15 protein-coding genes are annotated in these 15,847 nt (G+C 48.2%); 9 read left to right on the top strand and 6 right to left on the bottom strand.

Features of this window, described 5'->3' with window-relative positions; translation table 11 throughout:
* Window positions 1-104: 104 nt before the first annotated feature.
* The 4 genes from AWB54_RS08465 to AWB54_RS08450 form a co-directional block, all read right to left on the bottom strand.
* Complete coding sequence (locus AWB54_RS08465) at window positions 105-1,826, bottom strand: Hsp70 family protein (protein ID WP_061214179.1); 1,722 nt, start codon at window positions 1,824-1,826, stop codon at window positions 105-107.
* Between the two features lie 89 nt (window positions 1,827-1,915).
* Entirely contained in the window at window positions 1,916-3,529 is a 1,614-nt protein-coding gene (locus AWB54_RS08460; protein WP_061214178.1) for a hypothetical protein, read from the bottom strand.
* Window positions 3,529-5,031 carry a hypothetical protein gene (locus AWB54_RS08455; RefSeq protein WP_153014692.1) on the bottom strand — a complete coding sequence of 501 codons (1,503 nt, stop codon included), beginning with the start codon at window positions 5,029-5,031 and terminating at the stop codon, window positions 3,529-3,531. Before AWB54_RS08455 ends, AWB54_RS08460 begins: the two co-directional genes overlap by 1 nt.
* Window positions 5,028-5,711, bottom strand: a complete 684-nt coding sequence (locus tag AWB54_RS08450; protein ID WP_160328933.1) for a hypothetical protein — start codon at window positions 5,709-5,711, stop codon at window positions 5,028-5,030. Before AWB54_RS08450 ends, AWB54_RS08455 begins: the two co-directional genes overlap by 4 nt.
* A gap of 317 nt (window positions 5,712-6,028) precedes the next feature.
* On the opposite strand from AWB54_RS08450, the gene AWB54_RS08440 reads away from it, so the two are divergent.
* Together AWB54_RS08440 and AWB54_RS08435 are read left to right on the top strand one after the other, a co-directional pair.
* Entirely contained in the window at window positions 6,029-6,658 is a 630-nt protein-coding gene (locus tag AWB54_RS08440; protein WP_061214174.1) for a YiiX/YebB-like N1pC/P60 family cysteine hydrolase, read from the top strand.
* Window positions 6,646-7,104 carry a hypothetical protein gene (locus AWB54_RS08435; RefSeq protein WP_061214173.1) on the top strand — a complete coding sequence of 153 codons (459 nt, stop codon included), beginning with the start codon at window positions 6,646-6,648 and terminating at the stop codon, window positions 7,102-7,104. The genes AWB54_RS08440 and AWB54_RS08435 overlap by 13 nt, the downstream gene beginning before the upstream one ends.
* Window positions 7,105-7,360: 256 nt before the next feature.
* On the opposite strand, the gene AWB54_RS08430 is transcribed toward AWB54_RS08435, so the two are convergent.
* Together AWB54_RS08430 and AWB54_RS08425 are read right to left on the bottom strand one after the other, a co-directional pair.
* On the bottom strand, window positions 7,361-7,627 hold the full coding sequence (locus AWB54_RS08430; RefSeq protein WP_061214172.1) for a Txe/YoeB family addiction module toxin: 267 nt from the start codon (window positions 7,625-7,627) through the stop codon (window positions 7,361-7,363).
* Entirely contained in the window at window positions 7,624-7,896 is a 273-nt protein-coding gene (locus AWB54_RS08425) for a type II toxin-antitoxin system RelB/DinJ family antitoxin (RefSeq protein WP_061214171.1), read from the bottom strand. Before AWB54_RS08425 ends, AWB54_RS08430 begins: the two co-directional genes overlap by 4 nt.
* A gap of 427 nt (window positions 7,897-8,323) precedes the next feature.
* On the opposite strand from AWB54_RS08425, the gene AWB54_RS08420 reads away from it, so the two are divergent.
* From AWB54_RS08420 to AWB54_RS08380, 7 genes are read left to right on the top strand one after another with little or no spacing between them, the layout of a single operon-like run.
* Window positions 8,324-8,893, top strand: a complete 570-nt coding sequence (locus AWB54_RS08420; protein ID WP_011639840.1) for a 4Fe-4S dicluster domain-containing protein — start codon at window positions 8,324-8,326, stop codon at window positions 8,891-8,893.
* Window position 8,894: 1 nt separating this feature from the next.
* Complete coding sequence (locus AWB54_RS08415) at window positions 8,895-10,331, top strand: CoB--CoM heterodisulfide reductase iron-sulfur subunit B family protein (protein ID WP_061214170.1); 1,437 nt, start codon at window positions 8,895-8,897, stop codon at window positions 10,329-10,331.
* A gap of 24 nt (window positions 10,332-10,355) precedes the next feature.
* Window positions 10,356-12,341, top strand: coding sequence for a CoB--CoM heterodisulfide reductase iron-sulfur subunit A family protein (locus AWB54_RS08405; protein ID WP_082736101.1), 1,986 nt, complete (start codon window positions 10,356-10,358; stop codon window positions 12,339-12,341).
* Window positions 12,332-12,763, top strand: coding sequence for a hydrogenase iron-sulfur subunit (locus tag AWB54_RS15330; protein WP_153014691.1), 432 nt, complete (start codon window positions 12,332-12,334; stop codon window positions 12,761-12,763). The genes AWB54_RS08405 and AWB54_RS15330 overlap by 10 nt, the downstream gene beginning before the upstream one ends.
* Window positions 12,760-13,665: a 4Fe-4S dicluster domain-containing protein gene (locus tag AWB54_RS08390; RefSeq protein WP_235811133.1), complete on the top strand. Its 906-nt coding sequence runs from the start codon at window positions 12,760-12,762 to the stop codon at window positions 13,663-13,665. The genes AWB54_RS15330 and AWB54_RS08390 overlap by 4 nt, the downstream gene beginning before the upstream one ends.
* Window positions 13,666-13,677: 12 nt before the next feature.
* Window positions 13,678-14,697 (top strand): 4Fe-4S dicluster domain-containing protein, encoded by a 1,020-nt coding sequence (locus AWB54_RS08385; RefSeq protein WP_061214165.1) that lies wholly within the window; start codon window positions 13,678-13,680, stop codon window positions 14,695-14,697.
* Window positions 14,690-15,523, top strand: coding sequence for an FAD/NAD(P)-binding protein (locus tag AWB54_RS08380; RefSeq protein WP_061214164.1), 834 nt, complete (start codon window positions 14,690-14,692; stop codon window positions 15,521-15,523). The genes AWB54_RS08385 and AWB54_RS08380 overlap by 8 nt, the downstream gene beginning before the upstream one ends.
* Window positions 15,524-15,847: the final 324 nt, after the last annotated feature.

The following is a 15,847-nucleotide window of genomic DNA, read 5'->3' as shown; positions in this document are numbered from 1 at the left end:
CAACTGATGCTCCCTGCGGTCGCTATTAAGGACGCTGGAGCGGTATATTTATACAAGCCAATGAATATTAACTTTTTATAGTAGAATCAATAGCTGGCCTTAGCTTAGTTGCCGGGGCGGGTAAAAAAATCGAGGAGGTATAATAATTTATAGAGGGTGGTTTCACTATGGTTGCTATACGGCTTATTAACTTTCTCCAGCCTGCTTAAATGTTCCCCGAAATCTTCTGCCAGGCGGGGGTTAGAATGGCTATCAGCCATTAATTTCTGTATTTCTTTTTGTCGGGCCAGCAGTCCTGATAAAATGTTGGAGTCAAGCGGGCGGGTTCTGGTAGCTGATAAGGCCTCCCCGCTTTCAATCCGGGACTTTTTTAAATCCAGGTATAGCTCCAAATAATTGTGAAGTTCTTGGCGCGGACCTTCCCATTGCCAGACCATCTCCTGTCCGCTGAACCTTTCCAGGTTAACCTGATTATCTTCTTCCTCCACTTCATAAATGCGGAATAAAATCGAGTCCGGATCTGGTGCCAGGTTATAAACAGAATCAAGCGGCAGGGAGAAAATAGGATAGCGTTTTTGTAAATCCAGCTCTAAATTAGCCGTATCAAAAGGAATCTTCTCCAGTAAATGACTGCTGCCATCGGGACTTATTCGTTCGATATAAAAGTTAAAGGGATAAATACTTTTAATACTGGTTGCACCCGAATTACCATCATTTTCCCAGTGGCAGAGTCCCCGCAAAACGTAGAAGGACGGGTCTTCAGGGCATATAACTTTAAGATCGGGAAAGATGCCGGCTATTAAGTCCTTGAGCCCCCTGGTCTGCGAGGCTCCGCCCAGGAGGAGGACGGCGTCTATATGCCATTTATCAGCGGAAAAAAGCTGCAGAGCCTTTGCTCGTAATTTAACCTGTTCTTCAATGTAGCTTTTTAAGCGTTCGAAAACCGGCTCCAGCCTGGCTGCCAGCATCTCTGCCGTAAGCTCCAGGTTTAGCGAATACCCGGCATGGAAATCAGGGAAATCCAGGTGGTAGTATTCCTCCCGGCTCAATTCGATTTTTATCTTCTCGGCCAGTTGCCGGAGGCGATTATATTGAAATTTATTACGCGAGGAGGTAAATTTTCCACTATAAAATTCTCGCGGAAGCCTGAGCCCGGTCTGCATGGTAAAGGCTGGAAAAAGCAAGCGCTGTAGAATAGCCTGGTCGATTTCCGAACCGGAGAAGGCATCGTGGCCGATTTGAAATTGGGTTTCTACCAGCATTTCCCTCTTATCATGAGCCAGGGTTAAAAAACTGAAGTCACTGGTTCCTCCGCCGATATCGATGCTCAGGATGTCTCCTTGCAGAGGAAAGAGAGGATGAAGCAAGTTGTATCCCAGGGCGGCTGCCAGCGGTTCTGGCAACAGAAAAACCTTTTTCACGCCAAAGGCCTGGCGAGCTGCTTCCAGGAGAATACGGCGAGAATTCAGACCAAAATAGTTGGGAACCGAGATATTTAGAGATTCTGCTTTTATGCCCCTGCTCTCCAGGTATTCCTGTTGCAGGAAGCGAAAAAAAGCCAGTAACAAATCGGGCAGGCTGTAGGAACCCAGGGTCAGGGAAGCCTGTCTTTTTAAAGCCAGCTTGAAAAAAAAGGCGGTCTCTGCTCCGGCTTCATCTATCCTCAAGGCCAGGGGACCAAAGCAAAGTCTGCGCTGCGAGGGAAGGTAAGCAGCCACCGTAGGGATCTGCCCCTCGTCCTCGTTTCCCAAGAGATTAATAAACTCCCCATTATGCTGCAGGCCCAGCTTGGTATATGAAGTTCCGAAATCCAGCCCCAGTTGCATTACTTATGCTCTCCATTTCTAAATCATGCTTTGGCTCTATTGCAAATATTTTGCTTGTGGCTCTACTGCAAAAACTCCTGGCTAATTCATTATTCCGAGCCTGAATCTACCGGCCCGGCACTTACCACAAAAAAGGGGATAAGCTCTTCCTGCAGATCATCAACCTTAAATATGAAGATGTCACCTTCCTCTTCGAGTATAAGATTAGGCCGTTCTGGCGAAACTCTGCTGGCAATCTGGTACTTGTCCAACAGGTAGAGAAATTCCTCGGGGAATTCCCGGCCTTTTTGCAGGTTTATCTTTTCCACACGGAGGGAGAGGTCTTTCCAGGAACGGGAGAGATTGCGTGGTGCCAGGAGCCTCTCCAGGTCAGATCTGAAATTAGCAATCCACTCCTTATGTTGGGAAAGCAAGGCAGCAAGCTGTAAATAGCTTTGTTGTATAGCCTTGCCATAGTGCTGTTTTTCCTTCAAGAGCTCAATATGGGCTTTTGAAGAGGATAGTTCCAGTGTGGCCCGGTAGAGGGCAGAGGCCAGAGCAGTATTCTGACGGGAGCCCAGGCTGCTTTTAGCCGTAGAAACAGCCGGATAGCTGTCGCTGATAATCTCCTGGAAACGCTCCAGAAAATAATCCATGTCCATCTCCCCCCGGGCAGGAAATTCTTTAATAAGGTGGTCCAAGTTTTGCCAGTTCTTAGAAATTATCTCTTCCAGTTCTTTAAGATTAGGATTTAGTGTTTTTATGTGGCAATAATCCATCATAGCTAAAGCTCCGGTCCCAATGTTCTTGTTTTCGCCTTCGGATGCCAGGGCTTTTGTCATGAAAAGCAAGGTATCGCTCAAGAACAGCTGCAGAGCTTTAACAACCCGGAGGACTCCGCCGTTCTTCAGGGATGTCAGGTACAAATCAAAAAACTCCAGTTCTTGGGTATGCCAATAGGCGGGATAGGGTTCCATAAAGCTAAAGGAAGGGAGAGCCCGTTCTTTGAGCTCCCGGTACTCCTTGGAAAATTTCGCGATAAACTTGGCGGCCTTCCTGGGCAGGCTTTCTTGATTTTCCAGTAAATCCAGGAGAACATTGTTCCAGTGGTGAATGCTCTTCATCCACTGGTAAAAATAATCCAACTCTTCTGGGTTATCCCGGTCAAGTTTAAGAATATTTATTAGAATAATGGAGCTGCTTTCCCGATTCAATGCGGCCATAGCTTCCTTATCCTGCTCTAGCTGCTTTATCTGGTAAAGGAGCTCATTCACATAGCTGATGGCGTCCCGCGTCTTTTGCAGGCGGTAATAAAGCTCAATACCCCTTTCTTTCTCTTTCTCATCAATAGATTCCCGGGCCAGTAAACAATTTTCCTGGGCCTGCTGCAGGGAAAAGTTGAGGTTTTTTACCTGATTATAAAGCCTTGCATAGCGCTGCAGGTTGGCCATTATATCCCTTTTTATCGAATCCTGCTGGCGTTTGAGTTTTAGTAAGCCGGCCAATTCCTCTTTAAGCTCACTACGATAAGCTGGGAAAAAATGCTCATTAAAACTGCGATAATAGAAAGAATTGATCTCATACAGATGGTTCTCCATTTTTTCCAGCTCGCCCTCTTTCCAGGTCCGCGCTCCGCTTACGGTATTTATCTCCTGGAATAATTGTTGGAGGAAGGACTCCAGTTTATCCAGAAAAAAGTCAAGATTGATTTCCAGTTCTTTCATTACCATACCCCCGCAAATTGACCTATTAATATTTCTCTTAGTGTCGATTTTGCCTTATTGTGAAAAAGTTCAGGACGGGAATCGAGCTCATTATTTAAGCTCTGCTTATCGTGGTCATCTAGAAAAGTGAGTATTTTTTGGGCTTCTGTGCGTTCACTGGCCGGAAGCAGTGGCCCCAATTGTTCCAGCAGGGAAGGATTTATAAATAATGGGGAGGGCAGCCATTTCCATAAAGCGAGATATCCGGCCATAAGTCTTTGTGCAAGTTGCTGTTCCCTATCCGGGGTAAAATGCAACTGCAAGAAGCGCAGGTATTCCAGAGTAATAAAAGCTTCATGGGGCAGGGAAGCCATTTTTTGCTCAATAAGTTCCTGGAGTTCTATCCATCGCCGGGGGGAAAGTCCGGAACCTACTTCGCTTGGTAGTAAAAGGGGGGGCTCGCTTGGCCGCTGTTTTTGTATAGGACTTATCTTGATTATTATTTCCCATTGGGGATGCTGCAGGACAGCGTTTAGACCTGCGAGCACGGATTCATAGACAGCAAGATACTGCAGGGATGCGCTGTCCGGTAGAATACGAGGGAAAGCATGCTGGTATATGCTTTTGGCTCTATTCAGGCAGTCCGGTAAGCCAAATAAAAGAGAATATACCGGTATAACGCGTCGCAGTACTTTATAAAACTGACGGTAAATGTTCTCATCATCCAGTATTTTAACCAGGCGGTTTTTTTGCTGGTAGTCTTCATATACATCCAATAATATAGCCAGGCTATCTTCCGGCCAACCACATTGAAAAACCAGTTCTGCACTTTCTAACAAACTTAAAAAACGCGGGGCCCCATAGGGCTCCGTAAAATGCTCGGGGAAAGTGGCTTCAATACTATCAATCGCTTGTACAAATAGCTCTATTTTATCACCAAAGATACTGGGATAAAGATTATTTTTATAAGCTTCCCGCTTAATAGCATAATAGTTTTCCTTCCGGCTTTGTTCTAACTCTTCCTCTCTTAGCTTGATAAGTTCCCGCAGCTCGGGACTGGCCGTACGGGCGGCAATATAGCCGCAGGCCTCAGCGTCTAAAGTGTTGATTATAGCTCTAAACTTATCCTTAAAGCTCTCCTGATAAATTTGGATCAGGAAAAGCAGATTTCTCTTATTAATTCTGGAACTGCTAAGATACCAGGGCAGGTAATCTAAAAAGGCCTCCAGGACATAGCGTGGTGAGTCCAACAACCATTGCAAAACAAAAGTAAGATGCATATTCTGCAGTAGTATATTGAAGAATTGCGGTTGCTGCCCGGAAAAATACATAGAGCGTAATAGAAAATCAAGCTCCTCTGCCTGCTTCACCAGTACCTTTTGTGGGCTTTTCTCCAGATTCCTCCCCAGTTGACGCAGCCGCAGTTCTTCCTGCCAGAAGAAGAATAGATCTGGAGAGTCCTGAACGCTTCTATAATTATCGAGAATCAAAGGCCAATCATTATAAGCCATTAAGCTCATCATTTACCTCCATAGAAAACCATATTCAATAAACGGCAGGCGTTTCTGGCCTTGATTTCATCGGCCTCGCTTAAGAATATAAAATAATAAATGGATTTTTCCCGGTTAGTAAAAATACCTCCCAGCCGGTCGGCGGCCAGGAATTCAATCCGGTCGGAAGCCGCTTTCGCAGCGCTTAAATAGCGGTAGCTCTGTAAGCGGGTAATAAATGAGTAGCGGCTGAGGCGGTCAAAATGAGTTTTAAGTCCTACTTCTTTATAAGGGTTGCCCTCTTCAAATTTACAGACCACCTCGTTTTTCCGTGCTGCCGGGAGTTGATTTACCAGCTCCTGGTTATTATCCAGGAAATTAAACAGAATTGATAGGGAGAGGCTATCTGCCGGCTGAGTAAAGCTATACTGCAGATAAGGATGAAGTTCCGGTGGAAAAAGCTCCATAGCCAGCTGATGTTCCTTTAATTTGGGCAATAATTCAGGCTTTTCCATAAGCAAGTTGAGTAAATGGTCAATTCCCTGGACAAAACGTGGCAGATATGTGGAGTAGTCCTGATAAAGCAAGAGGGCATAGCGTTCATAAAAAAGCCCATATGACTCCGGTGATTTGTCCCGCAGCTCTTCAATATATTCCATCAAACGATGGTATTCATCTTCACCCAGCTTTTGCCCCTGATCCAGTTTGCGCAATATCCCTCTCATTTTAACCTACCATTTCGCTTTTTAAGCATCGGAAGAAACTGCTTAAGCATTTTCAACACAGCGCTGCAACGAGGTGGGGAATTAGAACCCGCCGCCTGTTTTGTTAATAGGCGACCGCTTAGCACCCTGCGGGCACCACTGATGTTCGCTTCGCTCACTATTAAAGAAGCAGGGGACATATTTCACCTCATTATATTATTCTATCTTAAAGCGGGATTGACATAAAGGGAAGCGGCGTTTTTCCTTCCGCTAGAAATTTATGATAGGCTATAGTTGTTGCTATTTTATCTTTACGGAGGTTAAAGGTGTCCAAGAAAATCCGATTTCAGAGTTGGATTAGCTTATTAATATTTCCCAGCTTGACCATCATCCTGGTTTTAAGTATTGTGGCGCAAAACCAGGCGGTTTTCAGCAATAGTGATGCGGTCATGTACACTTATCTGAAAAACGCCTGCCAGGGCCATGCCGGATATGCTTATATGAGCAATTGCGGAAATAATATCTCTTTTGCCGAACTGGAACCGGGTGATATTTTGCTGGGAGGCTACCCGGATTGCGCGTATGGCCGTTTTTCCCATGCCGGCATTTATCTGGGAAAGGGACGGGTAGCAGAAGGCTATGTTGACCTGGGGATTACTATCCAGACCCTGGATCATTATAATAATTATAGTGATATTTGCCTGCTAAAAGTTAAGGCCCCTCAGGATGTCAAGTTGAAAGCCGTTGACTATGTTCTAGAACAGGAAGGTAAAATATTTTATCCGCTAGCATTCAAGCCTGGAGACAGGTGGTGGAATTGCAGTAAAATAATGTGGAAGGCCTATTATGAACAAGGAATCAATCTTACTCCGGAAGCTGATTTTTGGATAGCGCCCGACGCCTTTTACCAAAGCCCGCTGCTTGATGTTATTGCTGAAGAGGGATGGTTCAAATAATACTTCGAGTTTCTCGCCTATATATTATACAGCTCTTTGCTTTTCCGGCTATTTGGTTAAGCTCTTACTACCCGGGAATGGATATCTTTCTTTCAATCCTTTATTTCCTGTTGATTGCCCTGGAGGCCCGCTCCGCCCAAAATCTCAAAAAACGGGATATCCTTATCAGCATTATTCTCTGGCAAGGGCCGGCGACAGTATTGAGCTTGATGCTGCTGAGCGGCATAAATGCAGGCTTTTGGAGCCTGAATGCCCCGTTCCTTTTAGAGTTTTGGGCAACACCGCTTATGGCCCTGCTATCTTCTTTTAAAGGACCGCTACTGGCGGGGAAGCCCCTCTACTATTATTGCATAATAACCATACCTGTACTCTTAGGCTTTTATTATTATCTCTTATCCATTCCATTATTGTTAAAACAGAAAAATTCAATCCGCTGGCCGTTTTAAGAGCATTGGAAATCGGATCTACCGACAACAATGTCGAAAAAACAACCAGCGGATTTTTTAAAGAAACCGAAAGATGTAAATCAAAATTTAGACTTACTACTGCGAAGATTTATCCTTTATCAGGGACTTGGCAGTCTGACTTCTTCCGGTTTCTGATATTATAATCTCCTCATCCTCTATTTTTTATTCATGAAAGTTCATGAAAGTTAAGCAAAAACTTCTCTATGATTATAGAGATTAACTTATAATAACTTTATCACTTATTACTATAGTGTCCTCGACACTGGCCAATTTCCCAAGAATCATCACGCAGACGATAAACAAGGCGGTTGGTATCATCTATCCTGCGTGAGCACCACCCGGTCAAATTCCCCTTTAAAGGTTCAGGTCTGCCTATCCCATTTAAGCCGCCATTACGCTCTATATCCTTTATTAGCTGATTTATCCGTTTCATTGTTTTTTTACCTTGCATTTGCCAATAAAGATAATCCGCCCATCCGATTTCCGTAAAGTTTATTTTCATTTTTCCATTGCCAGGAGTTCATCCAATGTTTTTGTAACAAACTTCCCTTCCTCCGCCTCTTGAATAGATTGATGAAGTGCGTTCATGTTTCTTTCACTATAAAATGGGTCGGCATAAATTTCAAAAGGGATTTTGCCTTGACGTAGAGTTTGGCGAACGAAGATGTTAAAAGCTGTTGTCATGTTCATCCCCATTTCATTAAACACTGCGTCTGCCCTTTCTTTCAGATCTTTATCCATGCGGATGCTGATGTTTGTGGTTTTAGCCATATAATGCAACTCCTTTCGCGTACATTGTATTATTATACTAGTGCATTGTCAATCGTTTGCCCAGGCATATATTATGGGTGACAGGGGAGGAGTGTGGTGTCAAAAGGACCGTCCCTTTGACACCCTTTTCTTACTAATCATATTTCAATTAGCATATACTTTTTACTCTCTAAACCGTTATTATATGATTATTAACATATTATTAACATAAATATGACGCATATTTGTATTATAATAAAGTATCATGCTGACCCAGGGAATTGCTTAAAGTGAACTATATATCCAGATTAAGTGTGTTGAATTCTCTAAATAATTCCTATATTATGAGGCATGGAGTAATGAAAAAAAGCTAAAAAGCTAGTATTTTGTATCCAAAGTGCTATTTTCGCTTAAAGAAGCTAATTTTACCAGTGAGGGGGAGACAATAATGGGGAATGCGTTGCAATTGCTTCCCGCTACTCAATCAGATAGAGCATTGCTAAAACACTTGGAAGAAGAGGCGGGGACGGAAGTTAACCTCTGCTACCAGTGCGGCAAATGTTCCGCCGGCTGCCCGGTGGGCTTTGCCATGGATCAGACACCGCGCCAGGTGATACGCTTGCTGCAGCTGGGCTTGCTGGAGGAGGCCTTGTCGACCGAAAGCATATGGATATGTGCCAGCTGTGAAACCTGTTCGGCCCGTTGTCCCCGGGGCGTGGACATTGCTTCCCTGATGGATGCCCTGCGCCGGGAGGCCCTGAAACAGGGCAGAATTACCGACCGGAAAGTAGCGGTGTTCAACCGGGCTTTCTTAAGCGGGGTAAAGAATTTCGGCCGGACCTACGAAGCCGGTTTATTATTGCAGCATAATCTATTTACCGGGCAGTTGTTCAAAGATGCGGAACTGGGCCTGCCCATGATGCAAAAAGGCAAGTTGAGTTTCTTCCCGGAGAAGATTAAGGGAAGAGAAGCGATTAAGAAAATATTTGAGCGGGCTGAGAACCCGGGAGGTGAGTAGGATGAAACTGGCTTATTATCCTGGCTGCTCCCTGGATGGCAGCGCCATTGAATACGGGCTTTCCACCAAAAGAACGGCGGAATTGCTGGGAGTGGAACTCTTGGAGATAGAAGATTGGAATTGCTGTGGGGCTACTTCGGGTCATAATACCAACAAGCTTCTTTCCCTGGCCCTGCCCGCCCGGAATCTGGCCCTGGCAGAAAAGACCGGTTTGGATGTACTGGCGCCCTGTGCAGCCTGTTATAATCGTTTTCGTAATACGGAACATGTGGTGCGCCATGACCGCAAGATGCAGGAAAAAATCACGGCAGTGATTGAAATGGATTACGCGGCCAGCAACCAGACTCTATCCATATTGGAGCTGATAGTAAATAAAGTGGGGCTGGAAAAGCTCCGGGAAAAAGTGAGCCAGCCGCTGAAAGCCATGAAAGCTGCTTGTTATTATGGCTGTCTCTTGGTAAGGCCGCAGGAGCATACCGGTTTTGATGATAATGAAGACCCCCGCTCCATGGATCTGATTATGCAGGCCCTGGGGGCGGAAAGTGTGGAATGGTCTTTTAAAACAGAGTGTTGTGGTGCCGCCCTGGCTACTTCCCGGCCTGATGTGGGTTATCGCATGATTTATGAAGTAATAAGAAATGCCCGCGAAGCTGGAGCAGAGTGCCTGGTCACCGCTTGCCCCTTGTGCATGATGAACCTGGATATGCGCCGGCGTGGGGTGGAAAAGGCTTTTAACCAGCGTTTGGATATACCGGTTTATTATATTACCGAACTCCTGGCTATTGCCTGTGGTGATTCACCCCGGGATGTAGGAGTTCACCGTCATTTCGTGGAGGCGGAAAGCTACCTGGCCTCCTTGCCGGAGAAGGCCGCCCGGATAGAAGCTGAAGAGGCGGCGCGTTTGGAAGCGGAGCAGGCTAAAAAGGCTGCGCGGGCTGCACAGGCAAAGAAGGCGGCCCAGGATAAGGCCAAAAAGAAAGAGGCTTCAGAAGCAGAAGCCATGGCGAAAGCCGGAGACGAAAAGAAAGCGGCTCCAGCAGCGGAAGCAGCAGCAAAAGCTGAAACCAAAGAGAAAGCGGCTCCAGCTGTAGAAGCAGCAGCAACGCTGGCTGAAGTAGGGGATAAGGGAAGCAAGGCTGCTCCAACTCAGGCCCAGGCGGCCGCCCCGGCTGCAGCCGAGGCGGTTGATGATGGAGCCCTGCAGAAGAAGATAACGGCCATGATAAAGGCCTGGGAAAAGAGCCCGGAAAAGGTAGCCGCCCGCCTGATTGAGGATGAAGAGAGAGCGGCCATACTGGCCCAGGTGGTAAGCGGGGATGAGAAAAAAACCGCGCGCCTGGCAGAGCTTATGATTACAGATAAAGACAAGGCCGCCAAAGCTGCCGAAGCTTTTGTCACCGGCGAGCTGAAAAAACGCCAGAAAGCGCAAGAATCATAATTAGAACCTAAGGGGGGACGGAGAGTGAAAAAACGAGTAGGCGTATTTGTTTGCGATTGTGGAACCAATATTGCATCGGTGGTGGATACAGAAAAAGTAGCCGCAGCCGCACGGCAGTTTCCCGGGGTGGTTTTTGCCACTACCTACAAATACATGTGCTCCGATCCAGGGCAGGAATTGGTGAGAAACGCCATTAAGGAGCAGGAATTGGAACAGGTAGTGATAGCTTCCTGTTCGCCGCGCATGCATGAGAAGACCTTCCGCAAAGCCGTGGAAGACGGAGGCATCAATGCTTATATGTTTGAAATGGTAAACATCCGGGAGCAGGATTCCTGGGTTCACCACGACCGGGAGCAGGCCACTCAAAAGGCGATAGCTCTGGTGCGGATGGCGGTGAGCAAGGTTCTGCGCAACCAGCCTTTACAGGTTTCCACCATCCCGGTTACCCGGAAAGCCCTGGTCATCGGAGGCGGAATCGCCGGGATGCAGGCGGCTTTGGATATAGCCGAGGCCGGACACCAGGTGATTCTGGTGGAAAAGGAGGCCAGTATCGGGGGCAAGATGACCCAGCTGGACAAAACCTTCCCCACTATGGACTGCGCCGCCTGAATTGGCACCCCCAAGATGGTTGCTGTGGCACAGCATCCTAACATTGAAATGATAACTTATGCCGAGGTCACCCAGGTAAAAGGCTATATCGGCAATTTTAAAGCAACTATAAAGAAGAAACCCAAATATGTGGATTGGGATCTCTGTACCGGTTGCGGTACCTGTGCGGAGAAATGCCCCACTAAAAAGCTAAAGGATGAGTTTGACCTGGGCCTGGGACTGAGAACCGCCATTCACAAGGTTTATCCCCAGGCGGTACCGGGCAAGTTTTACATCGATGCCCAGAATTGCACCAAGCTTACCAGCGGCAAATGCGGGGTTTGCGAAAAATTATGCCCGGCCCAGGCCATCAGGTTTGATGATAAGGAAGAATACCAGGAGGTAGAAGTCGGGGCTATTGTCATGGCTACCGGTTATGACCTTTTCAAGTGGGAAGAAGCATACGGCGAATATGGTTATGGCAAATACCCGGATGTAATCAGCAGCCTGCATTTTGAAAGACTGGTCAGCGCCGGGGGGCCTACCGGGGGCAAGGTTCAACGCCCTTCGGATGGCAAAGAGCCTAAGAGCGTGGCTTTTATCAAATGCGTGGGTTCGCGTGATGATACCAAGGGCAAATCCTATTGCTCACGGGCCTGTTGCATGTATACGGCCAAACATGCCTACCAGGTAAAGGATAAGATAGAAGACAGTGAAGCCTATGTATTCTATATGGATGTGCGGACGGCCGGAAAGAACTATGAAGAATTCTACCAGCGTTCCCTGAATGCTGGAGCCAAGTATATCCGGGGGCGGGTCAGCAAGATCTATCCCCGGGGAGAGCGGCTGGTGCTTAAATCCGAGGACACCCTTTTAGGGCGGCCTCTGGAAGTGGAAGCGGATTTGGTGGTATTGGCTACCGCCATGGTGCCTTCCGAGGGAGCGGGAGCCCTGGCCAAAGCCATCGGCTTTTCCAGCGACAAGGATGGCTTCTACCAGGAAGCCCATCCCAAGCTGCAGCCGGTGGAAACCTTTGCCGCCGGGGTATACCTGGCCGGTTGCTGCCAGGGTCCCAAGGATATCCCGGATACGGTAGCCCAGGCCAGTGCGGCTGCGGTAAAGATCTGCGGGCTCTTTTCCAAAAACGAGCTGGCCACCGAACCCATGGTGACCCAGGTGGATGTCAGCAAGTGTTCAGGCTGCGGCTTCTGTGTTCCTATTTGTCCCTATAATGCAATTTCCCTGGAGCCCATACAGGAACGGGGTCATCATGGTCCCTTTACCCGCAATGCAGCCCAGGTGAACAGCAGCCTGTGTCAGGGCTGCGGGGCCTGTTTGCCGGCCTGCCGTACCCTGGCGCTCAACCTGAAAGGATTTACCAATGATCAACTGGTAGCGGAGGTGGATGCCCTGTGTCTATAGATAAAAGTCAATGGCAGCCTAAAATAATCGTGTTTGCCTGCAACTGGTGCAGTTATGCGGCGGCAGATTTGGCCGGTTTGAATCACCTGGAGTACCCGGCTGATGTCCGCATCATCAGAACCCCCTGCTCCGGCCGCATGGACCCCTTGCTGGTTTTGCGGGCCTTCAACCGGGGAGCTGATGGGGTCTTGCTATCCGGCTGACACCCGGGCGAATGCCACTATGGTAGTGGCAATTACTATAACCGCCGCCGGCACACCATAATGAAGAGCCTTATGGAATACCTGGGTATTGAAGCGGGTCGATACCAGACCGCCTGGATATCCGGTGCTGAGGGCATCAAATTTCAGCAGACCATGCAAAAACTGGTGGAAGATGTGAAAAAGCTGGGGCCCAATTACAAGCTAAGGGAGGCAAAATGATGGATATTACCGGTAAAATAAGAGAAATTGCCGCCCGGCTCCTGCAAAACGGGGAAGTAGATTTATTTATGGCCTGGGAGAAAGGGGACTTGCCCTTTCAAAGCAAGCCGTTTTTTGCCCGCCGGGTAGAGGATGTAGAGCGGATTATTTTTGATGAATATTCTATTCACAACCTGTCCAATGCCCTGCTCAAGTTCCGGGACCGGCAGGAGAAAATCGGGCTGGTGGTTAAGGGCTGCGATTCCCGGGGAGTGGTAAGACTTTTAGAGGACGGGCAGATAGAGCGGGACCGGCTTTATATCGTGGGGGTGTGCTGCCCGGGGATGAAAGACCCGCTGCAGGCTATGCGCGACTACTCCGGCTTCAACCGGAATCCGGAGGCGGCTCCGCTGGCTGCCAAGTGCGAAAACTGCATCCAACCCAACCCGGTTATTTATGATGAACTATTGGGGGAAGAGCAGCCGCCACGGGTGCAAGGAGAGCGCTTTGCCCGGGTCAGGGAACTGGAACAGCTATCCCCGGATGAACGCTACCGCTTTTTTGAAGATATACTGTCCCGCTGCATACGCTGCTATGCTTGCCGCCAGGCCTGCGTAGCCTGCAACTGCCGCACTTGTATATTTGATGAAACCAAACCGCAGTGGGTAGGACGCGAGACCAGTATCAGCGATAATATGATGTATCATTTGGTGCGGGCTTCCCACATGGCGGGGCGCTGCATCGAATGCGGCGAATGCGAGCGGGTTTGCCCGGTGAATATCCCGCTGATGCTTATCAACCAAAAGCTTATTAAAGATGTGGATAATTTCTTCGGACCTTATGAGGCCGGGATGCAATATGTGGAAGGGGCTAAACCGCCCTTGAGCGTCTATCAGGAAAACGACCCGGATGACTTTATATAGGGGGTGAGTGGAGTGAAGGTTTTAAACAAGAACAAACTACCTGCGGTTTTCGATAAACTGGCGCAACAGTCGGAGCTCTTTGTTCCCCTGCAAAAAAAAGAGCAGAGCGGCTTTTATTCCTGGAAGAGCTTTGACCAGGCGAGTGACCAGCTGGCCCTGGACCTTTTGAATGTCTACCTGCCCCCCAAGCAAGTGCTTCTGCCCCAGACGGAGAAGATGTACAGCTTCCGGCAGGAGGAAGGCGGAGTAGCCATAAGCGAAGTCTATGAGGAAAGCCAAGCCCGGGTGATATTTGGCATCAGAGCCTGCGATTTGCAGGCCATAAACTGCCTGGATCAGGCTTTTCTGACCCGGGGCTTTGTCGATGAATTCTATAAAGCCCGGCGGGATAATACCACTATCGTAGCCAGCGCCTGCTATAAACCGGGGGCCAATTGCTTCTGCAGCTCCATGGGAGTCAACCCCCTGGAACCGGCCGGAGCCGATGCCATCATCCGCGACACGGGTACGGAATATTTTATTTGGGAGGCCAGGACCCCGGCCGGTGAGGAACTGAGCCGGCAGCTGGCGGAATTTCTGGAGGAAAAGGAGCTTCCTTTACCTCAGAGCCAGGCTTTCGAGCGGCAAGTAGATATGGAAGGGGTAGCGGAAAAGCTGAGCCAGGTTTTCTCTTCTCCTCTCTGGGAGGAGCTTTCCGATGCCTGCCAGACCTGTGGCATCTGTACCTATCTCTGCCCCAGCTGCTACTGTTTTGATATACAGGTCAAAAACCAGGGTGAGGCGGGTTACCGTTTTCGCTGCTGGGATTCCTGCATGTATGGTGAATATACCTTGATGGCCGGCGGTCATAATCCCCGGGCATCGGCTACAGAGAGATTCCGCAACCGCTTCCTGCACAAACTGGAATTTTTCAACGAGCGCTATGGCATGCCTCTCTGTACCGGCTGCGGGCGTTGTATAATTGCCTGCCCCGCCGGGATTGACATCAGCAAGATTATCACAGCGGCAAAGGAGGCGGAGTGGAGTGCATAATTGCAATTGTGAAAACCCTCTGGTTCCCCAAATCGTGGAAATAGTAAAAATAATTGATGAAACCCCGGATGTTAAGACCTTTCATGTCCGCAACGAAAACGGGGTTCCCTTTGATGTAAAGCCCGGGCAACTGGCCATGGTTTCTCTCTTGCCGGTAGGGGAAGGGATGTTCTCGGTCTCCTGGCAGGAGGAAAAAGAGCACTTGCAGTTTGCTATAAGAAGAGTAGGGCTGATGACCGATGAACTGCATAGCGTGGGGGTGGGCCATAAAATAGGCGTCCGCGGTCCCTATGGCAACGGTTTCCCGGTGGAAGCCTGCCAGGGCAAGGATATGCTCTTTATCGCCGGAGGTATTGGATTGGCTCCCTTGCGTTCCTTTATAAAATATTGCTTGAAACACCGCGCCGATTATGGCAAGATTCAGGTTCTATACGGGGCCCGGAGCTATGCCGACCTCTGCTTCAAGGATGAGCTCTTTGAGCTGTGGCCTAAAGAAAAGGATACCGAGGTTTTTACCACCCTGGATAGGCCGGAGGAGGGCTGGGATGGCCATGTAGGCTTGATTCCTTCCTACCTGGAAGAGTTGAAACCGGCTCCGGAGGGCAAGGTGGCAGTAATCTGCGGCCCCCCGATAATGATAAAGTTTGCTCTTAAGTCCCTGGAGAAGATGGGCTACAATGACGAACAGGTCATAACCACCCTGGAAATGCGCATGAAGTGCGGCATAGGCAAATGCGGGCGCTGCAATATCGGCAGCGAGTATATCTGTCTTGATGGGCCGGTCTTCAACCTGGCCCAGTTAAGAAAACTACCCCCTGAGTGGTAGAGAGATGGATGCAATTAAGCAAATACAGCAAAAAACAGGGCCGGCTCGTGAGCCGGCCCTGTTTTAGTTCAGATGTCAACACCTGCCCACCGCCAATGCATTGGGAAATTTTATTCTCCATGTAAAAAACCAATCAGACAATCTTCGCATAAGACGATTAGGCATTACCCTCCAATTTACATTTTTCCAATGACCGTAATATGTTTATGGTCGACTATTGACGCATATTCTCGTTTAGGCTACAATCATGTTAATTATAAAGGGGAATATAATACATAACTAATTGTTATTATCAAGGGGGTATGTATTTAAGGAAACTAAAAT

The sequence above is a fragment of the Syntrophomonas wolfei subsp. methylbutyratica genome (assembly GCF_001570625.1).
Classification (GTDB): Bacteria; Bacillota; Syntrophomonadia; order Syntrophomonadales; family Syntrophomonadaceae; genus Syntrophomonas; species Syntrophomonas methylbutyratica.
The sequence above is the reverse complement of the archived record's forward strand: the minus strand, read 5'-3'. Positions and strand labels throughout refer to the sequence as shown.

Bases quoted from the DNA above. Each gene is read 5' to 3' on its own strand.
- AWB54_RS08465 (WP_061214179.1), bottom strand. From the start codon at position 1,826: ATGCAACTGGGGCTGGATTTCGGAACTTCATATACCAAGCTGGGCCTG.
- AWB54_RS08460 (WP_061214178.1), bottom strand. From the start codon at position 3,529: ATGAAAGAACTGGAAATCAATCTTGACTTTTTTCTGGATAAACTGGAG.
- AWB54_RS08455 (WP_153014692.1), bottom strand. From the start codon at position 5,031: ATGATGAGCTTAATGGCTTATAATGATTGGCCTTTGATTCTCGATAAT.
- AWB54_RS08435 (WP_061214173.1), top strand. From the start codon at position 6,646: ATGGTTCAAATAATACTTCGAGTTTCTCGCCTATATATTATACAGCTC.
- AWB54_RS08430 (WP_061214172.1), bottom strand. From the start codon at position 7,627: ATGAAAATAAACTTTACGGAAATCGGATGGGCGGATTATCTTTATTGG.
- AWB54_RS08425 (WP_061214171.1), bottom strand. From the start codon at position 7,896: ATGGCTAAAACCACAAACATCAGCATCCGCATGGATAAAGATCTGAAA.
- AWB54_RS08420 (WP_011639840.1), top strand. From the start codon at position 8,324: ATGGGGAATGCGTTGCAATTGCTTCCCGCTACTCAATCAGATAGAGCA.
- AWB54_RS08415 (WP_061214170.1), top strand. From the start codon at position 8,895: ATGAAACTGGCTTATTATCCTGGCTGCTCCCTGGATGGCAGCGCCATT.
- AWB54_RS08390 (WP_235811133.1), top strand. From the start codon at position 12,760: ATGATGGATATTACCGGTAAAATAAGAGAAATTGCCGCCCGGCTCCTG.